Raw genomic sequence first — 23,638 nt, forward strand, 5'->3', positions numbered from 1 at the left:
CCACAAGGGCGGGAAGACCGGACGGTTACAATCGCACTCATACGCAAGCGGTTGGATTGGATATTGGTATGTATCGAGGGTCTGCACGAGAATCTAAGACCGATCGCGACCCACAATTACGCCCAGTGATTCTTGTCGGGATCAACGCGAAGAAGCATGCCGACTATAATTTGTTCCTTCAGGAACTTCTCGCAAAGGTTAAAATACCTAAGCTCGAACTTAGGCGTTTCGAGAATTTGCACGAAGGACGTAAGCCGGTGTGGGTGTATCCGCCTGACTGTAAGCCGGATTTCGAGTTAGTAGGATCAGATTAAGACTGAAAGATCTAGCGCTTAACTTCCGAAGGTAGCAGTCCATCGTGCTTGTTCATTGTCGCGAATGCAGAGCCCAAACGGAAGTGGTGGGAGGGCAGACATTTGGACACTAGCCGCGACCGTCTTTCTTCAATCCGGTCGTTCCAGAATAACAATACGAAGAGGGAGTAAGGGCCAATGACGGCCACTTGACCTCAATTTCTTATGACTGGTTTTGCGCCCATCGCAGCCGATCGACGCCACTTCGTCGTCCGGCGGGAATTCGCCATTTCTAGCCATTCCTACCATGTACGCCATTCGTCGATTTCATTCGCGAGAGATTCTTGCCGCGCCACAAATGCGATCTCTTCAAGGGCCGCGCAAATATCTTCGCGCTCCTCGGTTTCAATTACGCCGCCTGCCTCGTCATCAGCGCGGTTGAACCATTCGACAAGTGTACGCAATACCTTGCGGACATCTGTCTTTTTCGGTTTTGGGCCCAGCTCTTGAAGAGTCTCGCACGCGCGGTGGATCGCCATGCGTGCCTCGCGCGTAAATTGCTCGGAGGGGTATGGCGGCGACGTGGTCCATCTCTCGAATGGCGTCTCGCTTCGTAACTTTTCCCAGGTGAGGCCGCGAAGCCTGTTCTTCATTCGCGTCTCTTGCGCCGCACGTTGCGCGGCTGCTCGTGCGCGCACTTGCTCCCGTTCAGCCTCCAACGCACCGCGATCATTCACCCAGCGCCATTCTCCTTCCGGAGCCATGCTTGCGCCATCCATCGAGGAGATGACAGAGCCCGGCAGAAAATTGAAAATCTTCTCTGCCAGCCCGATTTCGTCTGCAGATACCTCAAGCGCGCCAAGCAATACCGGTTCGTCGATCTCGGAAAGCTTCCATTCTTCGATGTTGATGCCCCAAACTGCCGGCCTGCCAGTGTCCAGAAATCGGCGCACGTGCAAAATTCCGCATACTGAAACATCACTCAGTGTGGGCGCCGCATTCCATATTCCACCTTGTACCGCCACAACGACGAACTGGTGATTGGACGCAAGTACCTTGAACGCGGCAAATCGATCTGTGGCGGGGGGGGCGAATTCAGAAAACGGCCGTGTCCTGAAACTGAATACGCTTCCGTCAATGGGAACAGGGTTTTTCATATGCTCTCTCTCCGCACACAGTCTCAGCCGATAGCACCGGAATGAAAAAAAGCAGAACGCGCCCGCAATGGCAATGTCGCCTTTGGGCCAAGAACGCCAGATCGCTGTGGCCTGGACGTGCGGCAGGCACTCGCCAGAAACGACCGCATAGACCGTTTGCGTGAAAGGCCGCTTAAGACCGGGTTTGGGTCGCCGGGATGATCCGCACTATCTGTGAATTAGTCATCTACAAAATCAAACATGGTCTGGAACTATCGGCGCTGACGCGGAAACAACTCATCTGGATTGCAAGCCAAGCGGTGATCGCGCGGGATTTGAAACAAGTAGCAGATGTCAGATGACCCCCGCACATCTGACAATTCTACCCCTTCGGGAACCAGAATAGGAAATTTCCTGAAAACTGTATCTCGCAGACTATCCAGATCTCCGATTGGAAGCATGGTGTTGCTTTGGGTGAGGATTGCCATCACGGGCGGCTCGTGCCCAGTCGACCATTCGGGCGAGGTGTTGACATAGCGGTCGTAGATGGCCCCAAAAAGGTTGTCATCTGGCAGCAAAAGCTTGCCCTCTGCCTGCAATTGTCTCAATCCAAACCAGCCCTGTAACACGGGCGCCTTGGTCAGACGCAAAGTAGACTCAATCGTATCGGGGTTTAGCTCCGCAAGCTCCCTGTTGGTGCCCAAGAAATAGGAGTTCTCAGGTGACAAGCTGGCATATTCATCGGCAGATAACTTTGAGAACACTTTATCAGAAGTGATCCGCTCGGCTGCAAGCTGACCGTCCCTGAGCTGAATTCTAGTGCCAAGGTATTGATATGCGTCAGAAGCATCCAATGCGACTGGATTTCGATGTGTGTAGGGATTTTTGTCAAGGAAGGAGTAAGCTCCGCTCGCAACAACCTCGTCAGGTTTAGAAGACGGTTGTTCACCGAAAAACTGCCACGGGACACAGGCATCGGGTGGCTTGCTACAGCTCGTATATCTAGACTCATCGAATCCAATGACAGGGGCATACTCTATCCTCGATGGCGGCATTCCTGTAACGCCAACCGATTCTCTCCCTCCGCTGGTTGCTCCCAGGACAATGACACGTTGCACAAGGTCAATTCGGCCTTCTATTTGAAAGATGAGCGGTTCATCATTGGAAAGCACCAAAGTGATGGGCTCCCCTACGTCCTCTATATGAACCTTGAAGAGCCCGAAATGGACAGGTCGGTCGACTTTATATGGCCTGCTTTCATTAGGGCCTGGCGCATCATCGGGCATGACAACGATATTTGTGTGTTGAGCCCGGCCCAACGCTTTGATGATAACCAGCCGCTCTTGCGGCGCTGTTACCGGCGTACGACAAACAGGCATTGGCCCTGATTGATCGAACCTACACGCATAAGCCTGGCCGCACATCAACGCGGCTAACAGCCCTATCGTTGCCGCTCTCACCACAGCTTGCATCAAAGTTCTCCCCGATAGGTTTTGTGCGCACAAAAATGCGACCGGATCGTAAAATATTCGAGACTAAGTCCTCAATATTTCTAACCAGGGTCAGTGACCGCTAATTATTACGGAAAACAAGCGACTTGAGAACTGCAATCCCGAGACCGGTTCACGGGCCGTGAACATCCCAGTTTCTCCATGACCGATATTCGCCTCGACAATTACGACCGGCGGGTAAGGGCCAACTCCGGTCGGTCAATGCACAATCTCCAATGTCTTTTGCGCGATTGTGTTGAAAAAGTCGGTGCCAATCGGGCCGAATTCTGATTCACTTTTCTTCTAGTCATTGAGCATGGCGCGTGAGCCATGATGGGTCTTAGTCCAGAAAGGGTCAGACTCTCGAAATGAATGAAGGAACCAAAGGGCCCAGGTCAGAAGCGCGAAACTTGAAGAGCCAAACACTTGGAAATGAAGGTCAGACGCTCGCTTCAGAACTCGCGTCAACTGCCGTGCAGCGCGCGGTAGTCGCGCAAGATACTGGCGATAAGGAGATAGGCCTCCTCATTCTCACTGGGACAGACTTGGGTCGTGGCGACCGTGAGCTTACGATAGATGCCTCGTGATGAAATTGCTACCATCGTTGGAAGAGTCGCCAGTAATTCTCTGTTCCTGTCGCCAAGCGCATCGATACGTTCGTCGAGTTTGTCCATCTCTTGTTTCTCGGCGAGCTGATTACCCTCTTCGTAAGAAAGCTTTGTCCAATTGCGAGCCTTGAATAGTTGTGTCTCGATCTGCTGCCAACGCATGATCAAGCGCTCTCGCTCAGAATGGTCAGCGAGCCAAGCCTCACACGCGAGGGCAACTTGATCTGCACCAAAATCGACGAACAATGGTACTGCGCTCGCTCCAAGGACCGACCTACGCGTAGGCCCTTCTTTGCCAGCACTTTCTTTCGCCATTCCATCAGGGCGTCGATACATTGTTCAGACCTTTGAGTATGTATTGAGCGGTAATGTATCACATGCACCACGGTAGGTGCAACAAAATAGCGCATATGAGTGAAAATAATGCTTACACCGGGTCAGATCCGCGCTGCGCGGGCACTTTTGGATTGGAGCCAGCAAGAATTGGCAGATGAGAGCGGCGTGTCGCTAGCTACAATAAGGCGGATTGAAAGTGATCGCGGACCTGACCGCAGCACTAGTCCAATCCGTGAGGCGATCCGGAGGGCGTTCGAAAATGGCGGCGTCCTCTTCACACCAGAGGACAACAAAGGCGGCGCTGGCGTAAGAATGAAACGGTAGGGAAAATTGGTCACCAGAACTACGCGTCCGATTGAAGGCGATGACGGCTCTGTATTGCACGTTCTGAGAAAGCCCTCGACGTTTTAAACACATCCTTTGATGGCTTTGACGGGTCCACCAAGTCTGCGGTGGGGGTCGCGTGTCTAGGTTAGATGTGAAGGGACGTGGGTGTCTCACCCCAGGCATCTAAACGATCCGTGTGAATTGGAACCAATGACTTGATCTGACAACCATCCCGAAATAGAGTCTCCTATGGGTCGAAAGACCCGAAAGCGCGATATGCGCTCGACCGGCAAATCAGAGGCTCTTGTCCTCTGAAATCATTGCCATTTCGGACTTGATGTTTCGTCCTTACACGCATCGCTTAGATGCCTGGGGTGTGACATCCACTCTCCTTCTTTCAACTTCTCTTTTGAGGGGCGTCGGAAGGGAAAGAGTGATCGTTTCAGCGTTCGATTTGGGAAAACATCTCTTCCTTTTGAGGAGTCTGCTCTCTGAAGGCAGCGGTCCGAAAATAGTGCTGAACACCATCTCCGGCCCTTGAGAACAGGCCAACCTAGACCCAGACTTCTGCTTCCTCTCTGTCCTGAACGCTTCTTCTGGATGTGCAGTATTTAGTGCTCTGACAGAGAAGCATCAGGAGTTCACCTTTTGCGCGCAAAGCCAAAACCGAAAACGACGTTCACCTCAACGCCGGAAGAATATCCCTTCAAGTGAGCCCCCGCAGAAGGCGGTCTCGTCGTTCGCCACCGCGCAGGCAAAAAGCCGGCCTAATATCTGCAGGCACCGATCAAGTGGAAACCCATTCGCCGTGCACTGTAACCTGTGGACGAGCCCGAAAGCCCTGTCTCAGAATCTGCACTCCGCTTCCACGATCACACCGCAACCGACTGAATGTCTGTCACCTTCCAAGCTCATTTTCCTCCCGTGGAGCGCTTCATTTTCACACAGTTCGGTTTCCACGATAATGCATCCCTTACACCCGCAGGAAGTGCAACGGTCGGAGGGGATCAGAAGCGAGCCAACATCTACGATCGACCGACTTCCAGACCTTCTTTTGCAATCTGGCATGCGGCGCAGACTCGTCAGGAACCGCCATTAAGTGAGTATGGAGTGTAAGCGCATATCCGGCGTCGGATTCAATCGGTCATCGCAAGAATATGATTTTTTGAGAATTGCTAAAGTAGACAGCTTGAATTCCCGCTTCCCGTCATACCTCAACGCAAAAATCCTAGTCCGTCATGGAAGCGGCAAGTGTTCATGTATCATGCCAATCACGACTTTCTGGTCACTCTCCAGCACGGGTGGATGGAAGTGAATTCGGTTGCGATGCGGTTCGAGTTTCACGTGCCATTCGCAGTACAATCGGCGAGTACCCACGAACGCCTCTCGGGCTTGGCGGCTCGCCAAATGATTCCGCACGTTTGGATTTTCGGGAGCGGCGTCTATACCAAATCCAGTAAACCTATCACGAACCACTTGGTTATTTGGTCGCTCGTTGGCGTTCAGCGGCTCCCCCTCATTCGGTCTTAATGAGGGCGGCGGCCAAGTGAAGGCCCACTCCCCCCAGTCGTCTAATGTCGAAAGCGCCCTCTGCACACTACTCTTGGATGCAATGTACCCTCCTCCAAGTTGGCCAGCATGTTGAAGGGTGCCCTCCACGAAATATAATCGGGGATAAGCATGAGACGCGTGCCTAATCAGGCTCTCCAAACTATCGCCGTGAAATACGATCATTTCCCGCCAAAATCGTGTCCTGTTCGTTTCATCGGCAACAAAGTGCACGCGGGTGGTCCCGAACCCGGTTTTTGTCTCCGCAACCACGCTTTCCCCAAAAGTGAAGCACGCTGCAGACTGGCCTGCCAGCATACAGCAGTGCGCCCAAGTCACGTCCGGATTATCTAAACCAGGTACGCCGCCTATGGAGATCATAGAATCGTCAATTCCATCCGGCCAATCAGGTGCATCTGCATAGCGGCGCGCCGTTGCAAGCCACGCTGTGAGTTCTTGCAATAGTTCACGGCGCAAGTGCACGGGAGATTGACTCCCAAATAGATCCCAAATGCTGAGCGTGCCATGCATCGCACGCGTCTGAAAGTCGTCGCCGATCACTACGTCCTCCCCGCGGGAGCGAGACACATCGACAAAGCTTAGAGCTTGATCCAATAGTTTTTCGATCTGATCTGCGGTTAAGGTTGCAAAATCCCAGTCGGCACCATTGATCACGAACATCACGCTTAACGCTTTCTCCGTCGGATCCGGCCGAGTGACGAAACATCAATCTGGTACTGATCAAAGAAACCTTTGGGCCAGTCTGACACACTGCCAGTGTCACTGACGGATAGCGTATCGGAGACTGCCTGCCCTGCTGCCTCCGTCTCGCCGCCGAACCAGTGCAGTAAAGCAGAGTCGGAAGGCAGATAACAGTGTTCCGCTATGGCCCTGCGGATGCCGTTGACGACGTGGTCCGAATGCGTCTCGACCACGATTTGGACACCACGTCCTGCGAGCCAAGCAAGAAACACGCCCATTCTGGATTGGCCGGCAGGATGCAGGTGAGCTTCGGGATTCTCAACTAGCATAAGCCCCCCTGTTTCGGCGATTAGGCCTGCAAGTACGATTGGAAGCGCATAAGTGATACCGAAACCCATATTCGTCGAGCGCACCCAAGTGGAACCTGGTGTCCTAAATTTCAATTCGGCGACCGTCGCACCAACGGCACGCTCGCCAGTGACTTCGATGGGGCGGGCTATCTCGCTGAGCCATTGCTCCACTTCGTACTTGAGCAGCCGGGGAGAGGCATCTTGATTCAGCGGATGCGCCCGATCGACATTGTCGATAGGGCGATCACCCAAGACGCTCAGTACGTGCGCGCAATACTCTCCACGCGCGCCCACAACGAGTTCCGCTTCTGGAACGGGCGATGTGGCAGTAAACCCTCTCGGCCCAAGTCGCTCGGCGCTCAGATATGTAAATGCGCGAGGCGCGCCTGAGAACGGTTTGAGAGAGCAAGCCGGATGCTCACTAATATCTAAGTAGAAAGCCTCTTCGTATGGAACTGCAAATTGCCATTTCGAAGCTTCTGTCCCATGCTCACAAAAGGATATTTCGATCGGACTGGTACTCTGCCAGTTCAGCACATCTTCCGCAGTTCCAAGCTCAAGCCCAAACGGTCCGTTCAGTCGGAGAGAAGCTGACTTCGCTGTAGAGGCTTCAGCAACGAGCAAAACAGCCTGCAGCAGCGACGTTTTGCCGGATCCGTTCAAGCCTGTGAGCACCGTGAGCGGAGCCAGATCGAAATGCTCATCCGCGAAGCGTTTAAAGCCCTTTATATTTGCCGAGACGATCACTTCAGGATATCCGCCAAGATGGCCCGAGTGCGCTCAAGCCGATAGGAAACCTTGTTTGTGTCGCCCGTGCCGACGGTAACCGCCTTCAGGTAATCAGGCTCCAAGAAGGCATTTCGAAACGCGCTTACGATCGCATCGCTGTGAGGCAACATTTTATCCAAACTGTGATCAGCCAGCGCATTAGCTTGCGCCTCGAAAACGGCGCGGTTGATCGGGCCGCGACGTTCAGCCCCAATTGGCCAGCGCCTAAACGCAGCCGTACCGAGAATGCCATGCGCCGCTTCCATCGCTCGATGGAAATCTGCCTCTAGCGTGGAGAGCACTTCGTCTGAAATTGACGACTGTTTCGCGGTCCGATCAATTCTTTTGGTGAAGTTCATCAGAAAGGCGTCAAGACTTCGAAATTCACGGTACTCTTCCATCGAACAGGTCCGGAATGCGCAGAATCGAAGCACCAATTCACGATTTGCCATGCGCGCCGAGTCTCGCTCAACATCACCGTTAGACAACCTTCTCCAGTACTGGCGCTCTGTAGCGGCATCAAACACTTCAGCTTCGGCCAGACGGGCGATGAAAGTCCGGGAACGTTGCCCGCTCATTGCATGCCGGATCTCCTGCGGCGAGAGCGGGCTGCCAAGAGTGTTAACGCGATTGAAGATATCGTATTTCACTTCGTCAGGTGTTTGCGGCTCGATGATGTGCACAACGATCTGTGTGCTCCGGAATCGCCTGACCGCTGACGGATCCAGCTGGCTATATGTCAAATTGTGCAGATCCGAGAGATATTCCAGATCATCACTCGACAGAGGGTGCTTGTCGCCCATGAAAAGTGCAATTGTTGAAAGACGCTGCACTCCGTCGACTACCTGATAGGCGCCGCTCTCTGACTGATCGAAATAGAATGCCGGCAAAGGAATTCCGAGTAGGATAGACTCAACCAGACGCGTTCGTTGCCGAGCCTTCCAAACATAAGCGCGCTGAAAGTCCGGTGAGAGATCGATATCGCCATCCGAGATCTGATCGACGACTTCGCGTAGCGTAAAAGATTTGGTAGTTATCCGAATCTTTCCAGGATCCCACGGCTTGATCCCGCCGGTATGACTGCTGAGGTCTTCGCTGTTGTCGAGGCCGTCGATGTCTTCTTCGGGGGACATATTCCTAACAACATCTTCGTTCATCGTGCCGCTTCCGTTTTCGGACCTAAGATCACTACTTGCTGCGTGTCGGAATCGCGCGTGGCTCTTCCGCTAGATGAAACAGTTCGCTACCAATATCAACCGATCACTTGTTTGCAATGAAAGAGCCTCGCCCTGCAGCGTCTCGGGTTTGCCGGAGACGAGATGACGCCGCACGGCTTTCGCGCCAGCGCTTCGACCTTTCTCAATGAAAGCGGTCTCTGGAATCCCGACGCCATCGAGGCTGAACTTGCGCATGTGGATACAAAGAGCGCCAGGTCCATCTACAACCGCGCGAAGTACTGGAGCGAGAGCGTCGAGATGATGAACTGGTGGAGCGAGCACGTTGTCCGAAACACGAATGCGAGGTGACGGCTCCTCTGGGAGCCGTCACCAGTGCGATCAGTCCCTGGGGTTCCAGAGGAGCACGTAGCGCCCCTTCTTGCCCTTCACAGGCGCCAGGTTCGCATAGACCTTGCGCGGCCCGATATTCGGATCGGCGAGCGTCAGCGATACATAGTCCTTGCCGCTGGATTTTGCCTTGACGATCCACCCGCCGCCGATCTCGGTCTGAATCTCGCCTGCGAAGATGCGATAGTCGGGCTGGGTATCGACTGTCTTGTCCGCGTTCTTCTCGATCCGGATGGGCGCGGTTAGGTTCATCATCGCGAGGGCGCCTTCGAAGCCGGTTCTGGTTTCGCTGACGTAGCCGAGTGCGTTTGCCATGGGATGTTTTCCTTTTCGTTTGCGTGGCTGCCGAACGGGACCCGATTGTCCCTGTCGACGCCTGACCAGAAGGACGGCGCGGAGCGGCCCTGAACCCGAAAGGGGCAGAGCGAAGCGGCGCACCGGCAAGGCACAAGCGCATTTGGATCGCGATGAATGCGCGGAACGCGCAGAGGACATTCGTGGGGACGGCCGGTTTCAGGGCCGGGCTGCGCCGTCCAGGTCAAAAGGCAAGAGACAGGGACAGGACGGGCCAAAAGGCCGCCCGACGAAAGGGAACGCAAGGCAACCCAAGGCAATCCCCGTCACCGATTCCAGAACACGTGCACTTCATCGAAGCCAAGCGTGACGGTGAACACATCGCCATTCAGTTCCAAGTCGCGGCCCATCGACTCCCAATCGACATAGTATTGCAGCGCGTCCGGAATCTCCGGACCGGTCTCACGCGTGATCTCTTCGGCAAAGTCTGCAAGGGAGCGGTATTCGCCCGCATGATTGTCGAACGCGGCGCGGGCCTCGTCCAGGCTGTTCCCGAAATGGCCATAGAGCCCGGCCCCAAGGCGTCCCTGCTGCTCTATGAAATCGGCCAGCGCGCACACCGTGTCGAAACTCGCCCATTCCGAAATCGTGCATCCCTCGAACCCCTCATAGTCGTGAATCGCGTGCTCTTCGGCATCGGGCTCCGGCGAGGCGGCGAGCATCGCGCGCACCTCCTTCCAGACCTCGTCCGGCTCGGTCGCATCGATCCATCGGCCATGCAGTCGCCCGCCATTATAGGCAGCAAGGCATGCCACATAGATCCGGGGGCGTTCTGCCCGGCAAGGCAATGCCGGTGCGGGTGTCGTGCTGGTCTCCATGTCTTCCTCCTTCCCGCCCTGTTGCTTTTCCCGGGAAGACGGGATGGGGCGGCGGAAGACGCGTCAGCCAGCGCGCACAAGGACTGGCTGCAAGGGGGAACAGGTAGGACGCCTCACAGAAACAGACGGCCCTCCAAACCCGCCCCCTTGCAGCTAGGCCGCGCGCTGGAATACGCGCCGTCCGCCCCGGACCGGCTTTCCGGAAACGCACCCTGATGCCTTCACACGATCCTGTCGGCGTTCCCATCGCGCCTACGACCCCCTCTGCCCCGCAGCGAGGAAGCGCAGGCGCGGCGATTAGCCGGCGAGCCCCCGCAGCGCGCCGCACCGCGGCGTGACCGGAGACGAGCCGGGCCGGAGGCGGTGCTCATATCAGGCAGGCGTGCGTGATCGCCGGACGGAAGGTCGGTGCCTCGCTCGACTGCCGGCCGAAGGTGTGCCGGGCACAGTCCGGCAGCAGCAAGGCGATGTGAGCAAAGCCTCCGAACAGCCCCCTCTCCAGAGGGGCGTTCGCGCAAAACCGAAATCACGCGGAGTGCTCGTCGCGTATCCATCGCTCAACGTTCAAGATTGTTGCGTCGATATCAGCCTTTATATCGCATTCCCAGACAATTCGAACCCTCCAGCCAAGCGCCTCCAACGCAGCAATGTTGCGCCCGTCACGCTCAACATTCTTCGCAAATTTGTCCATCCAGAACTCGGCCCGCGTCGATGGCGTGGAAGCATATCTGCAGCCGGGATGGCGATGCCAGAAGCAGCCATGCACAAAGACGACTGCATTCCAGCGCGGCAGCACGATGTCCGGTCGGCCGGGCAGCTTCTTGTCGTGCAACCGGTAACGCAGTCCTCGGGCGAAGAGTCCCTTTCGCAAGTCGAGTTCGGGTCTCGTGTCCTTTCCCCCGATTCCGGCCATCATTCGGGACCGGACCATTGAAGAAACTACATCAACCAACGAATTTCCACCCTGGCGCGAGGCGCCGAATTGTATAGACTCCCCAAAACGCTGGAGACCGCCAAACTTGCCTGACCCATATCATGTCATCGACCTGTTTGCAGGACCGGGAGGGCTCGCTGAAGGGTTCTGCGCAGCACGTGCGGAAGATGGAACGCGTCGTTTCAACATCGCGCTGTCTATCGAAAAGGATCCTGCTGCTCACAAAACGCTCCTGCTGAGGGCCTTTCTTCGCCAGTTCTCGGGTAGCTTTCCAGACGAATACTACACCTGGCTGAACGGCGGTAGCGGTCAGCCAGATTGGCAGACGCTCTATCCAGATGAATGGTTGAGTGCCACTGAGGAAGCGCAGTGTCTCGAACTCGGCAAGAAGGCGGCAGATCGTGCCATCGACGCGCGGCTTGATACCATTGTCGCGCAGGCAGCCGACCGGTGTATCGTCATCGGCGGACCCCCATGCCAAGCATACTCCTTGGCAGGCCGATCCCGGAACAGCGGCAACAAGGACTACAAGCCGGAAAAAGACCAACGACACTTCCTGTATCGGGAGTACATCAGGATACTCGAGCGCGTGAATCCAGCTCTGTTCGTGATGGAGAACGTAAAGGGTATCGTATCGTCTAATATCAACGGCAAGACGATTGCCTCGCAGATTCTCGATGACCTTCGTAATGCAGGTTCGAAGGGTGTCGGCTATCGATTGGTGTCGTTAGGGACCAGAGACAGCCTTTTCAACGAGTCCGAAGAACTCTCGATGAGAGATTTCCTTGTACGTGCCGAAGAGTGGGGGCTGCCTCAAGCAAGACACCGTGTGATCATTATCGGCATCCGAAACGATCTATGGGAAGCGAACGCCGATGTCGGGCTTGCACAGCATATGCCCGCCATATCACGGGATGTTCTCAAGGGACTTCCCCACCTGAGGTCGGGCCTAAGCAAGGAAACCGACAATCTCGAGAACTGGCGCGCGGCTGTCGAAGCCGCATATGTAGCGATACTGCGAGAGACTCGGAAATCCGACACGAAGGTCCACGACAAGGCCGCCGACCGACTTGACGCCTTCCGTACCAGGAATGCCGCACTCGACCGGATCGAGCAGGGCGTACCGGGCGTTTCGTCCCGGTGTCCTGACACTCTGGCGCAATGGATACTCGATCCCAAGCTCCGGCGCACCTATAACCACGAGGCCAGAACACACATACGGTCCGATCTCGGTCGGTATCTCTTTGCGTCGGTTTTCGCACTGGTTCACAAGCGCTCCCCCAAAGCGGGCGAGTTCCCGAAATCACTTTCACCGAAGCACGAGAACTGGAATTCCGGAGACTTTTCCGACAGGTTTCGCGTACAGGTCTGGTCACGGCCTTCCACGACAGTCACGAGCCATATATCCAAGGACGGGCACTATTTCATACATCCGGATCCGCTTCAGTGCAGAAGCCTGACGGTTCGTGAGGCAGCAAGACTCCAGACGTTTCCCGACAATTACGTATTCCTCGGAAACCGGACTCAGCAATATGTGCAGGTCGGGAATGCTGTCCCCCCGTTCCTCGCCCGAAACATAGCGGATGTCGTCTGGCGCCTCCTGGCTAGCGGCAACAGCGTTCGCCGAAGCGGGCGCGACCTGTTTGTTTCAGAGGCCGGAAGCGAGGCGGCGTGACGTCGCAAGAGGCTTCGACCAGCCCTGTGAAGACTTGCGAACGCTTTCGCGCGCCTGAGGCAGATGTTCAAGAATGGATATCCAGCACTCTGCCTTCTTTGCCCATTCGCTGACGTTGGATAGGCCACGCCCCGAACTCGTCAGTTTCCGATTGACCGTCTCCGACAGGCTGGCAAGGACCACCGTCAGCGAATCGGGAATCTGCTGTTTCTGCCACAGCGCAGCGGTGTCTAGCGTCAGGACCTCAGCATCAAGGGCACGAGATAGAAGCGCATTTGCATAGTTCACGATGTTTGCGCGGTAGCCGCCCTCATACCAGGACTGTGCAGAGACAATACGCTCACTGGATTTGAAGATGATTGCCCTGATCACGGCCTGCCGGAAATAGTCCTCGTCGAACCGGTCAGCGTGTTCCTTCCATTCCTCGCCGATGCGGACAGCATAGCGGGCGAAGTTCTTCTGGGCACCGAGATTCACGCGAACCGGGTCATCGTCCCAGATATTGTCGTACTTTGCGAGATCGGTCTTGCGCAGTAGCTGACTCTTCGGATTCTGCTGCAGGAATACGCGTTTGCCCCGTGCATCGAGTCGCGTCTGTTCCTCAGCATATTGCCCTCGAACGCGCTCGTAGTACCATCTGGTTTCCGTCTGCTGTCCGGCAGGCGCCGGAGCCCAGAGTCTTCTCGAAAATGATTCCATTCGGATGTGAAAAGGGTGATTGGCGAAGAAGTCTGCCGCGTTGACCGTGTTCTGGGTATTCGCATATTGCGAAATTTTCGGCACGACTTCCTCGAATCTTGCCTCGTCGATCACAGTCAACTTCATCTGGACGAAGACCTTGGAAAGATCGGCACGATCTTTCCTGCGGGCGTGAAACAAGGACGCCGTCGTCTGTCCACCGTTCACGATCTGCAGGTCCTTTATTGTCCTGACCCGGCTCGTTCCACCATCCGAAACCACATCCAGGGCGGAAGCGGTCGCGGTGATTCCGTTGTTGTAGGCGAAGAACATGCCCGGATCCCCGAGGATAGTGTCGCGAATACCGCGGTTGGCCTTGTTGGTCGCCTGGAGAAAGGCACGGACATTCTGTTCGAGCAATCTCGCCCCGTATCGCGCATACAAATCCGCCAGTACCGACCCTGGCAGCGCAAGCAGATAGGACTTGTAGATATCGCTTTCCAGATGCGCAGGCAGACAGGGAATTGCGCCTGCGGTGAAGGACTCGAAGTCGATTTCGATGGCTTCCTTCTGATTCCGAGACGTCCTGAGCCGGTGAAGGCGGCTCATGTCCCAGATATGAAGCGCGACTGGAATCGCGTCATCGTGCATCGACAGATCGATCGTGTCGAACCGGTCACTCAACTGGCGTTCCGAAAGCACGTAGAGCCTGACCCGTCCGAACTGGCGTCCGCGCTCGTGAATGGCCCGTGACACAGCATAGACTTCCGAAGTCTCTTCCAGTGAGCGATGAAGTTCGCCCGACAGGGACCGCGAAAAGAAGGCTGTCAGGCGCTTCACGAAAGCCGTGACTTCAGTCCGCGTCAACGTCTCAAGGACCGGTCTCTGGTTGAAGTCGGCGATGAATAGATCCAGCCCGTCGTCCGAATTGAACCCGAAACCATCTATCTGGACCCCACGCACATTCGGAGAAATACAGGTCTGCAGTTCCTCGATCTCGTCGCATTGCTCGAGCTCCCGGCCAAAAGCATTCAGGAACTCGATCTTCTCGAAATCCTTGTTCGCCATAGCGGAGGCGAGAACTTCCTGACGAAATTCCTCGAACGTGTCTTCTATTGTCGTATCCGTCATAGGGCTGGTCCCGGTAGTTCTGCGACTCTGAAACCGGACAGCTGAACGAGGTCTAGCGTGTACTGGACGCCAGACACAGCGGTGGGCAGCTGCCGGGGCGTCAGCACCGGAAATTCTTCCGTGACGCCAAAGAAGTCGATGGCGCCCAGCCTGAACCTCGGCGCATCGTAGTAGGGAAGCTCGATGTAGCCGGCGGCACCAAGCCGGTCCTCGAACAGATCCAGGACGTCTGCGGGGAGGATCGATTTCAACGCCGTCACCACCTCGTTGAGTGAATGTCCAAGCTTTGGCTCTCCCTCTTCTACAAGCTGCACAGCAGCGAGGAACACGGGAACATCATCGACCTGAAGCTGGAACTCGGAGGAAATCCGGACCTTTGCTCCGCCCGATCCGCCCCACGACTTCACTTCTATCAACTGGTCCGCGAACCTGAAGTCCTGAGCAGCTCGCAAGGGCCCCACCCAGCCCGTCAGGGCGTCGGCTGCCGATCGGCCGTTGTCCGAAATAAGAAGCCCAAGAATCTCGAGCTCGGCGACAAGCCCGCGAATGCCATCTGTCGACAACAGACGTCGACCATCTCGCGCCAGGAAACGTTGCCATCGGTCTAGCCGTGATAGAAAGGACAGGACTGCCTGACGTTCCTCGGTGAGGTCTTCGATGCAGGCGGCGAGGTCTTCGCAAAGGGTAGCAAAGAGCTCCTCGTCCTTCGCCTCACGAAGGGCCACGATCAAACCGTACGAACCGGCCCCGGCAAACATGCGATGATCGAGAGTCAGACCCTGGATTTCGGGCAACCGCATCAGCAGATCCGCATGGTCGAACTTCATCTCCAGCATGAACGCGATATGTCCGTCCGCATGCCGGCCGACTGAGGTCCGGATCGGTGACACAGAAGTTCTCAGCTTCCAGATGTAGTCAGCGCTGGGTGGCTGCAGCTGGCTCCAGAGACCCCTCATGTCAAATCCTCGGGGTCGTTCATTACATCGTCGCGATCGTAGTCGTCCTCGTCGTCTGCCGAGTCGAAGCGCTCGCTTTCCAGCTGGTTCACCATCACGCGGTTGAGAACGTATTCTACCGTCGAAAAGTCGCCGGTCGCCGGAAAACTCAGCCCGATCGCCGGAGCCCCCGAAAGAAGTGACTTTTCGGCTGACTTTTCCAGAGGATTCCCGAGATCGATCAGGTGAAGCATCAGCAATGGCGCGCCCCTGACACTCACATGGCGCGTATCCCTGTCGGTCCACTTGCTTCGCTTGCGGGAAGCGGCAACCTGAAGTGCCGCCTCCATTTCTATCCTGGACAGACCTGCACTTTCATCGCCCGTGCCGGCAACACGCTGGTTATTCGTCACGAAAAGACCGCCATCGATCTCCTTTAGCTGGTCTTCGCTCGTGCCTGCCGAACGTGTCTGATGCACCATCTGGAAATCGCCGAGCGAGGTCGAAGGGCTTTCGCCGTCCGCATTTTTCAAGGATACAAATACAATGTCCCAGACCGGGAAGCGGTCCTTGATCAGGGAAAGATACTTTCGGGCACTCATCACCCTCTCGGCACTTAGGGGGTGCACTTGGAAGTCTGCGAGAAAATCGTTGACGATATCCGCTGGAATGCCTCGCCAGACCCGGGATGCAGGCCGCTCTCCGCCTTCGATCTTCTGCCCCGCATATTCGACCAGAAGACGGTCATGCAGATTCCTGAACAGTTCGATATTCGCTTCGTGTGGCTCGGTCTTGCTCGAAAGAACATAGGTCTCGACAAGCTTGCCGTCATAGCTGACACTAACTGTACGCGTTTCAGCAGCCCGCATCTTGTTCATCGCGGTGACTGTCAGGCTGTCGGGATGCGATTCCACCATCAGTCCGAACGTGCGAGGCGTTGCATTGGACCGGTTCATTTCCTTGATGCGATCCCGCAGCTCTTCGGAAGCTTCGGAAATATGCGTGTACCAGCCGATCGAGTCCGCCGCCAGCCAGACGCGACACAGATCCTCGTAGCCAGGTCGATACCCGAACCATCGCCCCATCTGGAGAAGCGTATCGTACATCTTGGTGTTGCGGTACATGTAGCTGATCGTGAGCCCTTCGATCGTCAACCCGCGAGACAGGCTCAAGCCACCGATCGCAATCACGTTCAGCGCTTCCCCCCGGTCGGAGAAGTCAGCATAGTTCAGTCCGTCAGGCGACTTGCTGTTCACCACGGCCGTGATGATCGACCGAATGGCATCGGGGAGCAGCTCTTGTACAGACTTCCAGTCGACTCCGGCATCATCGTATTTTTCGGTTTCGAAGGTCGATCTGATTGCGGCGAGATGAGCGTTCTTCAGGGCAATGTCGGCGGGCATTCCTGCGCTTGCCAGAATCGCGTTGCGCAACTCCTCGAGATAGACCGTAACTTGCCGATCGACTTCGCTCTGTACATCGACAAACCGCGATATGTTGATCAGCATCGAACAGTGCTTGGCACCTTGTCCACGTGCCGTTCGGATGACGCGAGCCAGAAGGAAGGACCGGATCGACTTCTTCAGCGATGGAGGCAATTCGGCGAACTCGTGCGTCTTTGCATGCTTCAGGGGAATGATCGTCTCGCAGTCCTCGATGGCACTGATATGCCGCGCTTTCGATTCCTCTTCCAGAAACAGACGCTCTGCGCCGAAATAGTTGCTTGGTGCATCAAGGCAGTGAATGAAGTGCTCGGGGAACAGATCCTTCCGAGATTCCTCGTCATAGGCTTCGGGGTTTATGAAGATGTTGGCGAAGGGCGTGGCCGTGTAACCGACATAGCAGCTCTTCCTGAACAGTCCGAGCAGGTTGCGGATGAGCCTGTTCGTGGTTGTCGGTTTGAGCTCGGGCTTGTTCGTGTTGATGGAAGCATTGTCGGCCTCGTCGTCGATGAACAGCATCGGAATGTTGGCAATCTGCTTCTGTCCGGGCATGCGATTGAAATCTTCGAGCCACTTGTTCAGCGCCACGAGTGTCGATCGGTTCTTCTTGATTACGACGATGACCGGCTTGCTCCAGTCTTCGAGGCCGCCGCGTAGCGAATTGGCGACGGCCTTCTTGAAATCGTCTGCGGTGGACGTCAGAGCGACCGGGCGCTTGTGATCGGGGTCAACCAGACCCACGCCGATCTTCGAGGTTCCTGTCTGCGCTTTCAACTTCTCCTTTCGGGTCGGGTCACTGACTTCGCCGACAAAGCCTTCGTCCACGCGCTCCTGTGTCTGGCGCCGCAGATTGTTGTGGATTCCCGCAACCACGACGATGAACTTGTATCCAGCATCGGCAGCGCGTGCGACCAGGCCGAGATAGTTCGCCGTCTTGCCCGACTGGACGTGACCGATGACCAGTCCCCTCCTGTCCCAGCTGCCCTCGACCTCCGGATCCTGAAGGTAACCGACAAGTCGCCGCGTCACCATGCCGAGTGAGTCGGCGACGCGCGGAGGCCATCCATCCTGGCGGAGGAATTCGAGGTAGGAATCGGAATACTTCCACTCGATGGCACGATGCGACAGCCAGTTCGGATCGTGAGCGGCATCCGGCCCGATGAGTGAAACGCCCTCGCCCATGCGATGGGAAATCTGCTCTCTGGCCTGAAGGACGATAGCCCCGACGTCCACAGTGAACCCCAGAAGATCTGCAAGGCCCTTGGCTGTTGCTTCGAGCTCCTCGACCGTCGGCGGCACCAGCTGGCTTCCGAACCGCCCGACAAGCGTTCTCAACACTTGTTGTGCTTCTGCATCATGGTTCATGATCGAACTCCAAGTCAGGTCGCATACAACTCAAGAGAGACGGCATCGATCACTTCGATACTTCGGCCCGCGAGTCCAGTCGACAGGACAAGTCTTGCGAAGTCTCGCGGCTCCATATCACCATCGGGATCGAGAACCGATTTCAGTCCGGCGATCGTCTCGCGAAGCTCGTCGGGGTTGTCACGCGCCAGCGTTACACGCTTCGGATCGTCGGCGAAGTCCGCATAGATGGCGTCGACGGGAAAGGCGGCGCCCAGCGCCAACAGCGCTGTTCGTACAGGTGCCTCGCTGTTGGGCCCTGCGCTTTCGATGGCTGCTCGCAACAGCGGGTGATCGAAATCGGGGGCATAGGAGATCATGCCGTCGCGACCCACTGTGCGGGTCCAGACGGGAGAGGCGCCTGGCTGAAGGATACGCTCGCCTCGTCCCTGGTGCACCCGCACGCTCCGTCCCGCGATTCGCTCGATGATTCTCTTGAACCTCGCGCGGACAGCAGGCGGCGGATGGGCTCGGGATTTCTTGATGTCGATCGTCCAAAGCGCATCGAGTGTTGATGGAAAGTCGATCCGGACGCGTGCAAGTTTCGTCGCTTCACCTCGCGGAATCATCCGGAACCAGTCGCCCCAAGCCATCAATCGCCCGTTCCTGTAGACGTAGGCTCCCTGGTTCGAGAGAAATTCGCTCCGGTCCTTGTAGTACCGCCAGGTTTGTGGCGACAGTTTAGAGTGATGAGGAAGGATGTAGGGCCGGATCTCGATCGTCTCACCATCGATGGACATCCTTTCAACGGGCAGTTCCTGCGTGGCGGTCTGCCCCCTGCAGAACGGGTCGAATGATTCCACGACAATCCCGTTCACGCGGAACTTGAGCTTTCTCCGATCGACCGTGTCCCCCTCGATGAAGCGATGAAAGACCAAGGACAGGTGTCGTTGAAGAACGACAAGCTTGCCGCTGAGCAGATCCGAACGCGCTTGGCCTTCTGTTTCCTCGGCCAGGCGATCCAGCTTCTCGAGGAGAACCATTGTCCCGTGATCACCCAGCGTTTCGAGCCATGGAAGGCTTTCGATGTCCTCGGGTTCGGGCAAGGACAGGATCCAGTCGTCATGCTCGGCAAGCGCGTCGAGGTCCCATATCGCGGCGCTTGTGGCTCCACCCTTTCGGGATACGACTGTAAGTCGGCGACCCTGTGAAAAGGATGCGGTCTTCAGGCCCAAGCCGAACCTTCCAAGATCCCCGGCGCTACGTGCCTCTGTCGGACTCGTCGAACCCGGGCGCATCGCTGCGATCAGCTCGTCTTCGGTCATCCCGTGGCCGTCGTCGACAACTGCCAGCGCAAGTGGCTCCGCATCCACAGCACACCAGATGTCCACCTTGGTCGCGTTGGCCGAGATACTGTTGTCGATGATATCGGCAATCGCGGTCTCGAGCGAATATCCGAGATCCCTGAGAGATTCGATCAGCGAGGCGGCACGAGGTGGAAGTTTTCTCTGTCTGATGGAGTTCGCCAGTTCAAAAGAATTTGAATTCGCTGCATCCAAATCTGCTTTGCAAAATGGTTCAACCTTGAATCGCGAATGCACCGCGAGTCGGAATGCTTCAATTGACCGTCAGTCAGCTTTGCTAAACCCATGCGAAAGCAAAATCGCGCCTCCCTTGAGCGCCGTCTCCAGAAAGACCTCTCTGTTGGCCGACCATTCTACAAAACAGGGGCTATTACCGCATCCGCGATACGCACGGATGCAAGAATGAAATCGTCAATCCGGCATCACCAAGTCGACGTGCGAAACCCCAAGCGCCCGCGCCAGTTCATAGAGAGTCACTACCGTCGGATTGCGTCTACCCTGCTCCAATCCACTCAAATACTGCTGACTGAATCCTGAGCGTGCTTCGACCTCCTCCTGCGTGAGGTGTTTTTCACGACGAATGCGCGCAAAATTACGGCCTACCAGCTTTCGCATATCCATGCTGGCAGATTAACGCTTACATATTTTAGTGTTATGTACTATAGTATGTATTCGGTTGGAGTTTCGCTTTTTGGTTGGCCATCGTCAGGAGATGCCACATGCTCAGCAAGTTGCAATTTCGCTCCATAGCGAAACATACTTCTCCCGTGCGGTCCGACTTTAGCAAGTCCCATCCCGACCTAGCAGCCAAAGTCTGTGCCGAGTGGCTGGACCGACATTCCGATCAAAGAAAACTCGCGGAGCGTTGGCAAAAACTTGAATCCTTTTTGATGCGCGAGCACAATTTGTTTCAACTCAGCAAGCAGGAACTTGCGGACTATGTTGAGGCTGCTCCCTTGGACGTGATCAGTGATCGCCTTGATGAGCTATACGAATTAAACAGGAAACTGCTCGGCAGGATATCAAAGTCAGACGCAACGACTACGCATGGGCTCTCGAGCAAGCTGCTCGTTGCCTTGGCGCTCGTTCACCCCGATGAGAACAAGGAAGTCCACTTGCTCATTCGAAGCATTTTGTGTGACATCGAGCCGGACGCGCCAACGATCTACGCTGGCATCCTCAACCCACCAAAGTGAGGTAGCCTCGAAGACTTCAGCCTCAAAAGAGGACCTTTTGAGAGCGCTCCTCTTTCGGTGCAGGAACGCCAAGGCGGAATCGCGTACATATCCAGCCTTTTTTGTCCCGCTTTCGAAGCTTCCTTGACGGCAGGCACCCTAAAAGCCGACCCCAGAACATTATGCAGATCACACCATTCGGCACGGACATGGTGCGGGCACAAAAAATAAGTGACCGCACGATCACTCACAATTATTACCTAATGCAATGTTATTATTGAGAAAAAATGGTGCCGCTAAGGTGACTTGAACACCTGACCCCCGCATTACGAACAGACACTTAGCTGTCCCAATTTCAGCGTTTCAGCACCAACGGCCCCAACCACCCATCAATCGCCTCCGCCACATCCCGCTTCAGATCTGCATACTCCGCCCGGATATAGTGCTTGCGCGCCACGCTCGCCGTCTGGCCATGGTTATGCCAGATATCGAGCCAGCGTTCGTCCACGCCAGCATCAATGAGATGTGTCTTCATCGTGCGGCGCAGGTCACGTGGATTCCAGTCCGGTAATTTGAGCTGCTTGTTCAGACGCTTCGCGCCACGTGAAATGGCTGCCATGGTGAGTGGTTCCTCCGGGTCGCGAGGATTGGACAGGAGATATGGCGAGCGCGGGTGAGCGAGCTCAAGACACCGTGCGACGAGTGGGGCAGCGGTCCTGGTAATCGGCAGCTGATGCGACCTGCCGTTCTTTGTCTCCGGCAAAAGCAGCCAGCCATCGCGCCAGTTCGCAGCGAGACTCATTGTGACCTCCGTCACGCGCAGGCCGCCCATGGCGATCATCAGTTTCAGGACGCGGTGTGTGGGATGGTTCTCGTCCAGCGTATGCCAGAGCGCTTTCAGTTCGTCGTTGGAGAGAAACCGGTCGCCCGGTTTGTTCTTGGGTGTCGTTGGCAGCTGCTCGGCGATATTATAGGTAATGCCATAGTCCCGCGCGCCACCGCGATAATCGTAACGGTTCTTCACCGCCCATTTCCAGGCCGTGACAATGTAAGAGCGAAGATGCGGTGCATAGTTCGGACTCCGGGCATAGCTCTCTGCCATCCAGGCCTGCAGGTCCTGGATCGTAACGTCCCCGGCGCGCGGCATGCCGCCGTGGCGGGCGACCAGAAAGGGCAGGAGAGCATACTTCCCGTCAATCAGCGTACCCTTGACGCGCCCATAGGATGTCACACCGCGCGCCTGCATGTCGGCGACATAGTCGTGAAAGAAATTGGCAGCGGATGCGGACACAGCATCGGCCACTTCCTCGGCCCGCGCGGCCGGCGTCGGCGCCAGCGCGCGCATTTCCCGGAACTCTCCGGCGCGCGCTCTCGCTTCTCTCAGGCCGATCTCGGGATAGGCACCAATGCGGACCCGCACCGTCTTGCCGCCAAGCTTCCGCACAGCCGAAAAAGTCTTCGCACCGGTCCTGGCCACACGCACTTTTAGGCAGGATTCGATCGTGTCGGAATAGTCTCCCGGGTCGGTCACAGCCGAAAGCCAGGTGTCCGTAAGGCGCAGTTTTGCCATGAGTTTTTGATCTCCGGTTACCATATGGTTACCACGGAGCCATTTGTGAGCAAAGTCTAACTTTTGCCCATTTATAATACATTGTTTTAATTGTTTTTTTGGTGATCCCGGCGCGATTCGAACGCGCGACCTACAGATTAGGAATCTGTTGCTCTATCCTGCTGAGCTACGGGACCACACGGGGTAGGCTATACGGCATGCCGGTGCGGGATTGAAGCCTGTCATGGGTGGTTTTCGCGGGGCCTCCGCGTGTTAAGACAGGGTGTTCGTGGGGTATTCAAGGGTTGTTCAGGGGAGTTTGCGGGGCGTGACCGGGGTATGGCGGGGCCTTTTCGGGGCGCTTCTGGTGCTGGCGGCCTGTAAGGGGCCCGATCCGCTGGCCGGCACGCAGCCCGGTGAGCATGGCCGCGTGGTGCGCGTCATCGATGGCGACGCGCTGGTACTGGACACAGGGCAGAGCGTTCGGCTGATCGGGATCGAGGCGCCGGCCGGGCCCTACAAGGACCGGAAGGGGGCGCCCTTCCATACCGAGTCCAAGCGGATGCTGGAGGACATGGCGCTGGGACGCGAGGTGCAACTCTTCTATGCCGGGCTGACGCGGGACCGGTATGACAGGGCGCTGGCGCATGTGATGACGACCGACGCGCTGGGGCCGGACCTTTGGCTGAACCGGGAGATGGTGGCGCGCGGCGGGGCGCGGGTGCGGGTGTATCCGGATACGGCCGGGGCGAACGGTTTGCTGCTGGCGCCGGAGGCCAAGGCCCGTGAGGCGAAACTGGGCCTCTGGAAGACGAAGGCCTATCGCATTCCCGTGGCGAGTGACCTGCCGGAGCCGTTCGAGAAGTTCCAGCTGGTGGAGGGCGTGACGGGCGAGCGCCTCAGCACCGATGAGCAGGGCGCCTCGTGCGAGCTGGCGCTCGCGGAGTCGGCGCTGACGCTGGAAATCCAGACCTCGGCGGCGGCGCTGTGCCAGACGCCAATGGGCACGGCGGTGCGGGCACGAGGCTATGTTTACAGGGGCAAGCTGGAGATTTCGCATCCGTTGAACCTGGAGACACTGCCGCGCGATTAGGGGCGGGCATTCACAAGCGGCTG

General features: G+C 56.5%; 21 protein-coding genes and 2 tRNA genes. 6 read left to right on the plus strand and 17 right to left on the minus strand.

The genetic code is table 11. The features are described 5' to 3' along the window. Nucleotides 1–314: hypothetical protein (locus tag HOC_RS22575; RefSeq protein ID WP_206741536.1), on the plus strand; the 314-nt coding region annotated here is incomplete at its 5' end. A gap of 281 nt (nucleotides 315–595) precedes the next feature. Here HOC_RS22575 and HOC_RS04745 read toward each other — a convergent pair. The 3 genes from HOC_RS04745 to HOC_RS04755 all read right to left on the minus strand — a co-directional run bounded on the left by HOC_RS04745 (nucleotide 596) and on the right by HOC_RS04755 (nucleotide 3,773). Next, complete coding sequence (locus HOC_RS04745) at nucleotides 596–1,450, minus strand: hypothetical protein (RefSeq protein ID WP_035536278.1); 855 nt, start codon at nucleotides 1,448–1,450, stop codon at nucleotides 596–598. A gap of 251 nt (nucleotides 1,451–1,701) precedes the next feature. Continuing rightward, the gene (locus HOC_RS04750; RefSeq protein ID WP_035536279.1) at nucleotides 1,702–2,901 is read right to left on the minus strand and encodes a hypothetical protein; all 1,200 of its coding nucleotides are present in this window, start codon (nucleotides 2,899–2,901) and stop codon (nucleotides 1,702–1,704) included. A 482-nt stretch (nucleotides 2,902–3,383) separates the two neighbouring features. After that, complete coding sequence (locus tag HOC_RS04755) at nucleotides 3,384–3,773, minus strand: hypothetical protein (protein WP_156950380.1); 390 nt, start codon at nucleotides 3,771–3,773, stop codon at nucleotides 3,384–3,386. Between the two features lie 177 nt (nucleotides 3,774–3,950). Here HOC_RS04755 and HOC_RS22915 point away from each other — a divergent pair, with 177 nt between their 5' ends. After that, nucleotides 3,951–4,187 carry a helix-turn-helix domain-containing protein gene (locus tag HOC_RS22915; protein ID WP_035536281.1) on the plus strand — a complete coding sequence of 79 codons (237 nt, stop codon included), beginning with the start codon at nucleotides 3,951–3,953 and terminating at the stop codon, nucleotides 4,185–4,187. A 1,239-nt stretch (nucleotides 4,188–5,426) separates the two neighbouring features. Here HOC_RS22915 and HOC_RS04765 read toward each other — a convergent pair. Genes HOC_RS04765 through HOC_RS04775 form a run of 3 tightly spaced genes read right to left on the minus strand, consistent with a single transcriptional unit; the run spans nucleotide 5,427 to nucleotide 8,715 of the window. Beyond that, on the minus strand, nucleotides 5,427–6,422 hold the full coding sequence (locus HOC_RS04765) for a hypothetical protein (RefSeq protein WP_156950381.1): 996 nt from the start codon (nucleotides 6,420–6,422) through the stop codon (nucleotides 5,427–5,429). A 2-nt stretch (nucleotides 6,423–6,424) separates the two neighbouring features. Further along, on the minus strand, nucleotides 6,425–7,537 hold the full coding sequence (locus HOC_RS04770; protein WP_035536284.1) for a DUF3696 domain-containing protein: 1,113 nt from the start codon (nucleotides 7,535–7,537) through the stop codon (nucleotides 6,425–6,427). Further along, nucleotides 7,534–8,715, minus strand: a complete 1,182-nt coding sequence (locus HOC_RS04775; protein WP_035536285.1) for a DUF262 domain-containing protein — start codon at nucleotides 8,713–8,715, stop codon at nucleotides 7,534–7,536. The genes HOC_RS04770 and HOC_RS04775 overlap by 4 nt, the downstream gene beginning before the upstream one ends. A 162-nt stretch (nucleotides 8,716–8,877) precedes the next feature. Here HOC_RS04775 and HOC_RS04780 point away from each other — a divergent pair, with 162 nt between their 5' ends. Then, nucleotides 8,878–9,084 carry a hypothetical protein gene (locus tag HOC_RS04780; RefSeq protein WP_035536287.1) on the plus strand — a complete coding sequence of 69 codons (207 nt, stop codon included), beginning with the start codon at nucleotides 8,878–8,880 and terminating at the stop codon, nucleotides 9,082–9,084. A gap of 30 nt (nucleotides 9,085–9,114) precedes the next feature. Here HOC_RS04780 and HOC_RS04785 read toward each other — a convergent pair whose 3' ends face one another. The 3 genes from HOC_RS04785 to HOC_RS04795 form a co-directional block, all read right to left on the minus strand. Beyond that, a complete protein-coding gene (locus HOC_RS04785; RefSeq protein ID WP_035536289.1) occupies nucleotides 9,115–9,438 on the minus strand; it encodes a DUF736 domain-containing protein in 324 nt (107 codons plus the stop codon). Nucleotides 9,439–9,743: 305 nt separating this feature from the next. Further along, nucleotides 9,744–10,295, minus strand: coding sequence for an antirestriction protein ArdA (locus tag HOC_RS04790; RefSeq protein WP_051624534.1), 552 nt, complete (start codon nucleotides 10,293–10,295; stop codon nucleotides 9,744–9,746). 526 nt (nucleotides 10,296–10,821) lie between these two features. After that, nucleotides 10,822–11,247, minus strand: coding sequence for a very short patch repair endonuclease (locus tag HOC_RS04795; RefSeq protein WP_084146135.1), 426 nt, complete (start codon nucleotides 11,245–11,247; stop codon nucleotides 10,822–10,824). A gap of 67 nt (nucleotides 11,248–11,314) precedes the next feature. On the opposite strand from HOC_RS04795, the gene HOC_RS04800 reads away from it, so the two are divergent. Beyond that, on the plus strand, nucleotides 11,315–12,904 hold the full coding sequence (locus tag HOC_RS04800) for a DNA cytosine methyltransferase (RefSeq protein ID WP_084146136.1): 1,590 nt from the start codon (nucleotides 11,315–11,317) through the stop codon (nucleotides 12,902–12,904). On the opposite strand, the gene HOC_RS04805 is transcribed toward HOC_RS04800, so the two are convergent. The 5 genes from HOC_RS04805 to HOC_RS22920 all read right to left on the minus strand — a co-directional run bounded on the left by HOC_RS04805 (nucleotide 12,878) and on the right by HOC_RS22920 (nucleotide 20,419). Beyond that, on the minus strand, nucleotides 12,878–14,713 hold the full coding sequence (locus HOC_RS04805) for an AIPR family protein (RefSeq protein WP_051624535.1): 1,836 nt from the start codon (nucleotides 14,711–14,713) through the stop codon (nucleotides 12,878–12,880). The genes HOC_RS04800 and HOC_RS04805 overlap by 27 nt on opposite strands. Then, nucleotides 14,710–15,669 (minus strand): PD-(D/E)XK motif protein, encoded by a 960-nt coding sequence (locus HOC_RS04810; protein WP_035536292.1) that lies wholly within the window; start codon nucleotides 15,667–15,669, stop codon nucleotides 14,710–14,712. The genes HOC_RS04805 and HOC_RS04810 overlap by 4 nt, the downstream gene beginning before the upstream one ends. Then, nucleotides 15,666–18,455, minus strand: coding sequence for a Z1 domain-containing protein (locus HOC_RS04815; RefSeq protein WP_035536293.1), 2,790 nt, complete (start codon nucleotides 18,453–18,455; stop codon nucleotides 15,666–15,668). Before HOC_RS04815 ends, HOC_RS04810 begins: the two co-directional genes overlap by 4 nt. 14 nt (nucleotides 18,456–18,469) lie before the next feature. Beyond that, complete coding sequence (locus HOC_RS04820) at nucleotides 18,470–20,035, minus strand: ATP-binding protein (protein WP_241766900.1); 1,566 nt, start codon at nucleotides 20,033–20,035, stop codon at nucleotides 18,470–18,472. A 174-nt stretch (nucleotides 20,036–20,209) separates the two neighbouring features. Continuing rightward, entirely contained in the window at nucleotides 20,210–20,419 is a 210-nt protein-coding gene (locus HOC_RS22920; RefSeq protein WP_084146137.1) for a helix-turn-helix domain-containing protein, read from the minus strand. Between the two features lie 98 nt (nucleotides 20,420–20,517). On the opposite strand from HOC_RS22920, the gene HOC_RS04825 reads away from it, so the two are divergent. Beyond that, nucleotides 20,518–20,994, plus strand: a complete 477-nt coding sequence (locus HOC_RS04825; RefSeq protein WP_035536295.1) for a hypothetical protein — start codon at nucleotides 20,518–20,520, stop codon at nucleotides 20,992–20,994. 267 nt (nucleotides 20,995–21,261) lie between these two features. Here the strand turns inward: HOC_RS04825 and HOC_RS22090 are convergent. The 3 genes from HOC_RS22090 to HOC_RS04835 form a co-directional block, all read right to left on the minus strand. Then, a tRNA-OTHER gene (locus HOC_RS22090) sits at nucleotides 21,262–21,350 on the minus strand. Beyond that, nucleotides 21,329–22,543, minus strand: coding sequence for a tyrosine-type recombinase/integrase (locus HOC_RS04830; RefSeq protein WP_035536297.1), 1,215 nt, complete (start codon nucleotides 22,541–22,543; stop codon nucleotides 21,329–21,331). Before HOC_RS04830 ends, HOC_RS22090 begins: the two co-directional genes overlap by 22 nt. A 99-nt stretch (nucleotides 22,544–22,642) precedes the next feature. Further along, nucleotides 22,643–22,719: transfer RNA gene (locus HOC_RS04835), tRNA-Arg, on the minus strand. Nucleotides 22,720–22,850: 131 nt separating this feature from the next. On the opposite strand from HOC_RS04835, the gene HOC_RS21055 reads away from it, so the two are divergent. After that, nucleotides 22,851–23,615 (plus strand): thermonuclease family protein, encoded by a 765-nt coding sequence (locus HOC_RS21055; RefSeq protein WP_051624536.1) that lies wholly within the window; start codon nucleotides 22,851–22,853, stop codon nucleotides 23,613–23,615. Nucleotides 23,616–23,638: the final 23 nt, after the last annotated feature.

The sequence above is a fragment of the Hyphomonas oceanitis SCH89 genome (assembly GCF_000685295.1).
In the GTDB taxonomy this organism is placed as follows: Bacteria; Pseudomonadota; Alphaproteobacteria; order Caulobacterales; family Hyphomonadaceae; genus Hyphomonas; species Hyphomonas oceanitis.

Bases quoted from the DNA above. Each gene is read 5' to 3' on its own strand.
- HOC_RS22920 (WP_084146137.1), bottom strand. From the start codon at position 20,419: ATGGATATGCGAAAGCTGGTAGGCCGTAATTTTGCGCGCATTCGTCGT.
- HOC_RS04780 (WP_035536287.1), top strand. From the start codon at position 8,878: ATGACGCCGCACGGCTTTCGCGCCAGCGCTTCGACCTTTCTCAATGAA.
- HOC_RS04745 (WP_035536278.1), bottom strand. From the start codon at position 1,450: ATGAAAAACCCTGTTCCCATTGACGGAAGCGTATTCAGTTTCAGGACA.
- HOC_RS04785 (WP_035536289.1), bottom strand. From the start codon at position 9,438: ATGGCAAACGCACTCGGCTACGTCAGCGAAACCAGAACCGGCTTCGAA.
- HOC_RS04750 (WP_035536279.1), bottom strand. From the start codon at position 2,901: ATGCAAGCTGTGGTGAGAGCGGCAACGATAGGGCTGTTAGCCGCGTTG.
- HOC_RS04815 (WP_035536293.1), bottom strand. From the start codon at position 18,455: ATGAACCATGATGCAGAAGCACAACAAGTGTTGAGAACGCTTGTCGGG.
- HOC_RS04790 (WP_051624534.1), bottom strand. From the start codon at position 10,295: ATGGAGACCAGCACGACACCCGCACCGGCATTGCCTTGCCGGGCAGAA.
- HOC_RS04825 (WP_035536295.1), top strand. From the start codon at position 20,518: ATGCTCAGCAAGTTGCAATTTCGCTCCATAGCGAAACATACTTCTCCC.
- HOC_RS04775 (WP_035536285.1), bottom strand. From the start codon at position 8,715: ATGAACGAAGATGTTGTTAGGAATATGTCCCCCGAAGAAGACATCGAC.
- HOC_RS04810 (WP_035536292.1), bottom strand. From the start codon at position 15,669: ATGAGGGGTCTCTGGAGCCAGCTGCAGCCACCCAGCGCTGACTACATC.
- HOC_RS04805 (WP_051624535.1), bottom strand. From the start codon at position 14,713: ATGACGGATACGACAATAGAAGACACGTTCGAGGAATTTCGTCAGGAA.
- HOC_RS22915 (WP_035536281.1), top strand. From the start codon at position 3,951: ATGCTTACACCGGGTCAGATCCGCGCTGCGCGGGCACTTTTGGATTGG.
- HOC_RS04830 (WP_035536297.1), bottom strand. From the start codon at position 22,543: ATGGCAAAACTGCGCCTTACGGACACCTGGCTTTCGGCTGTGACCGAC.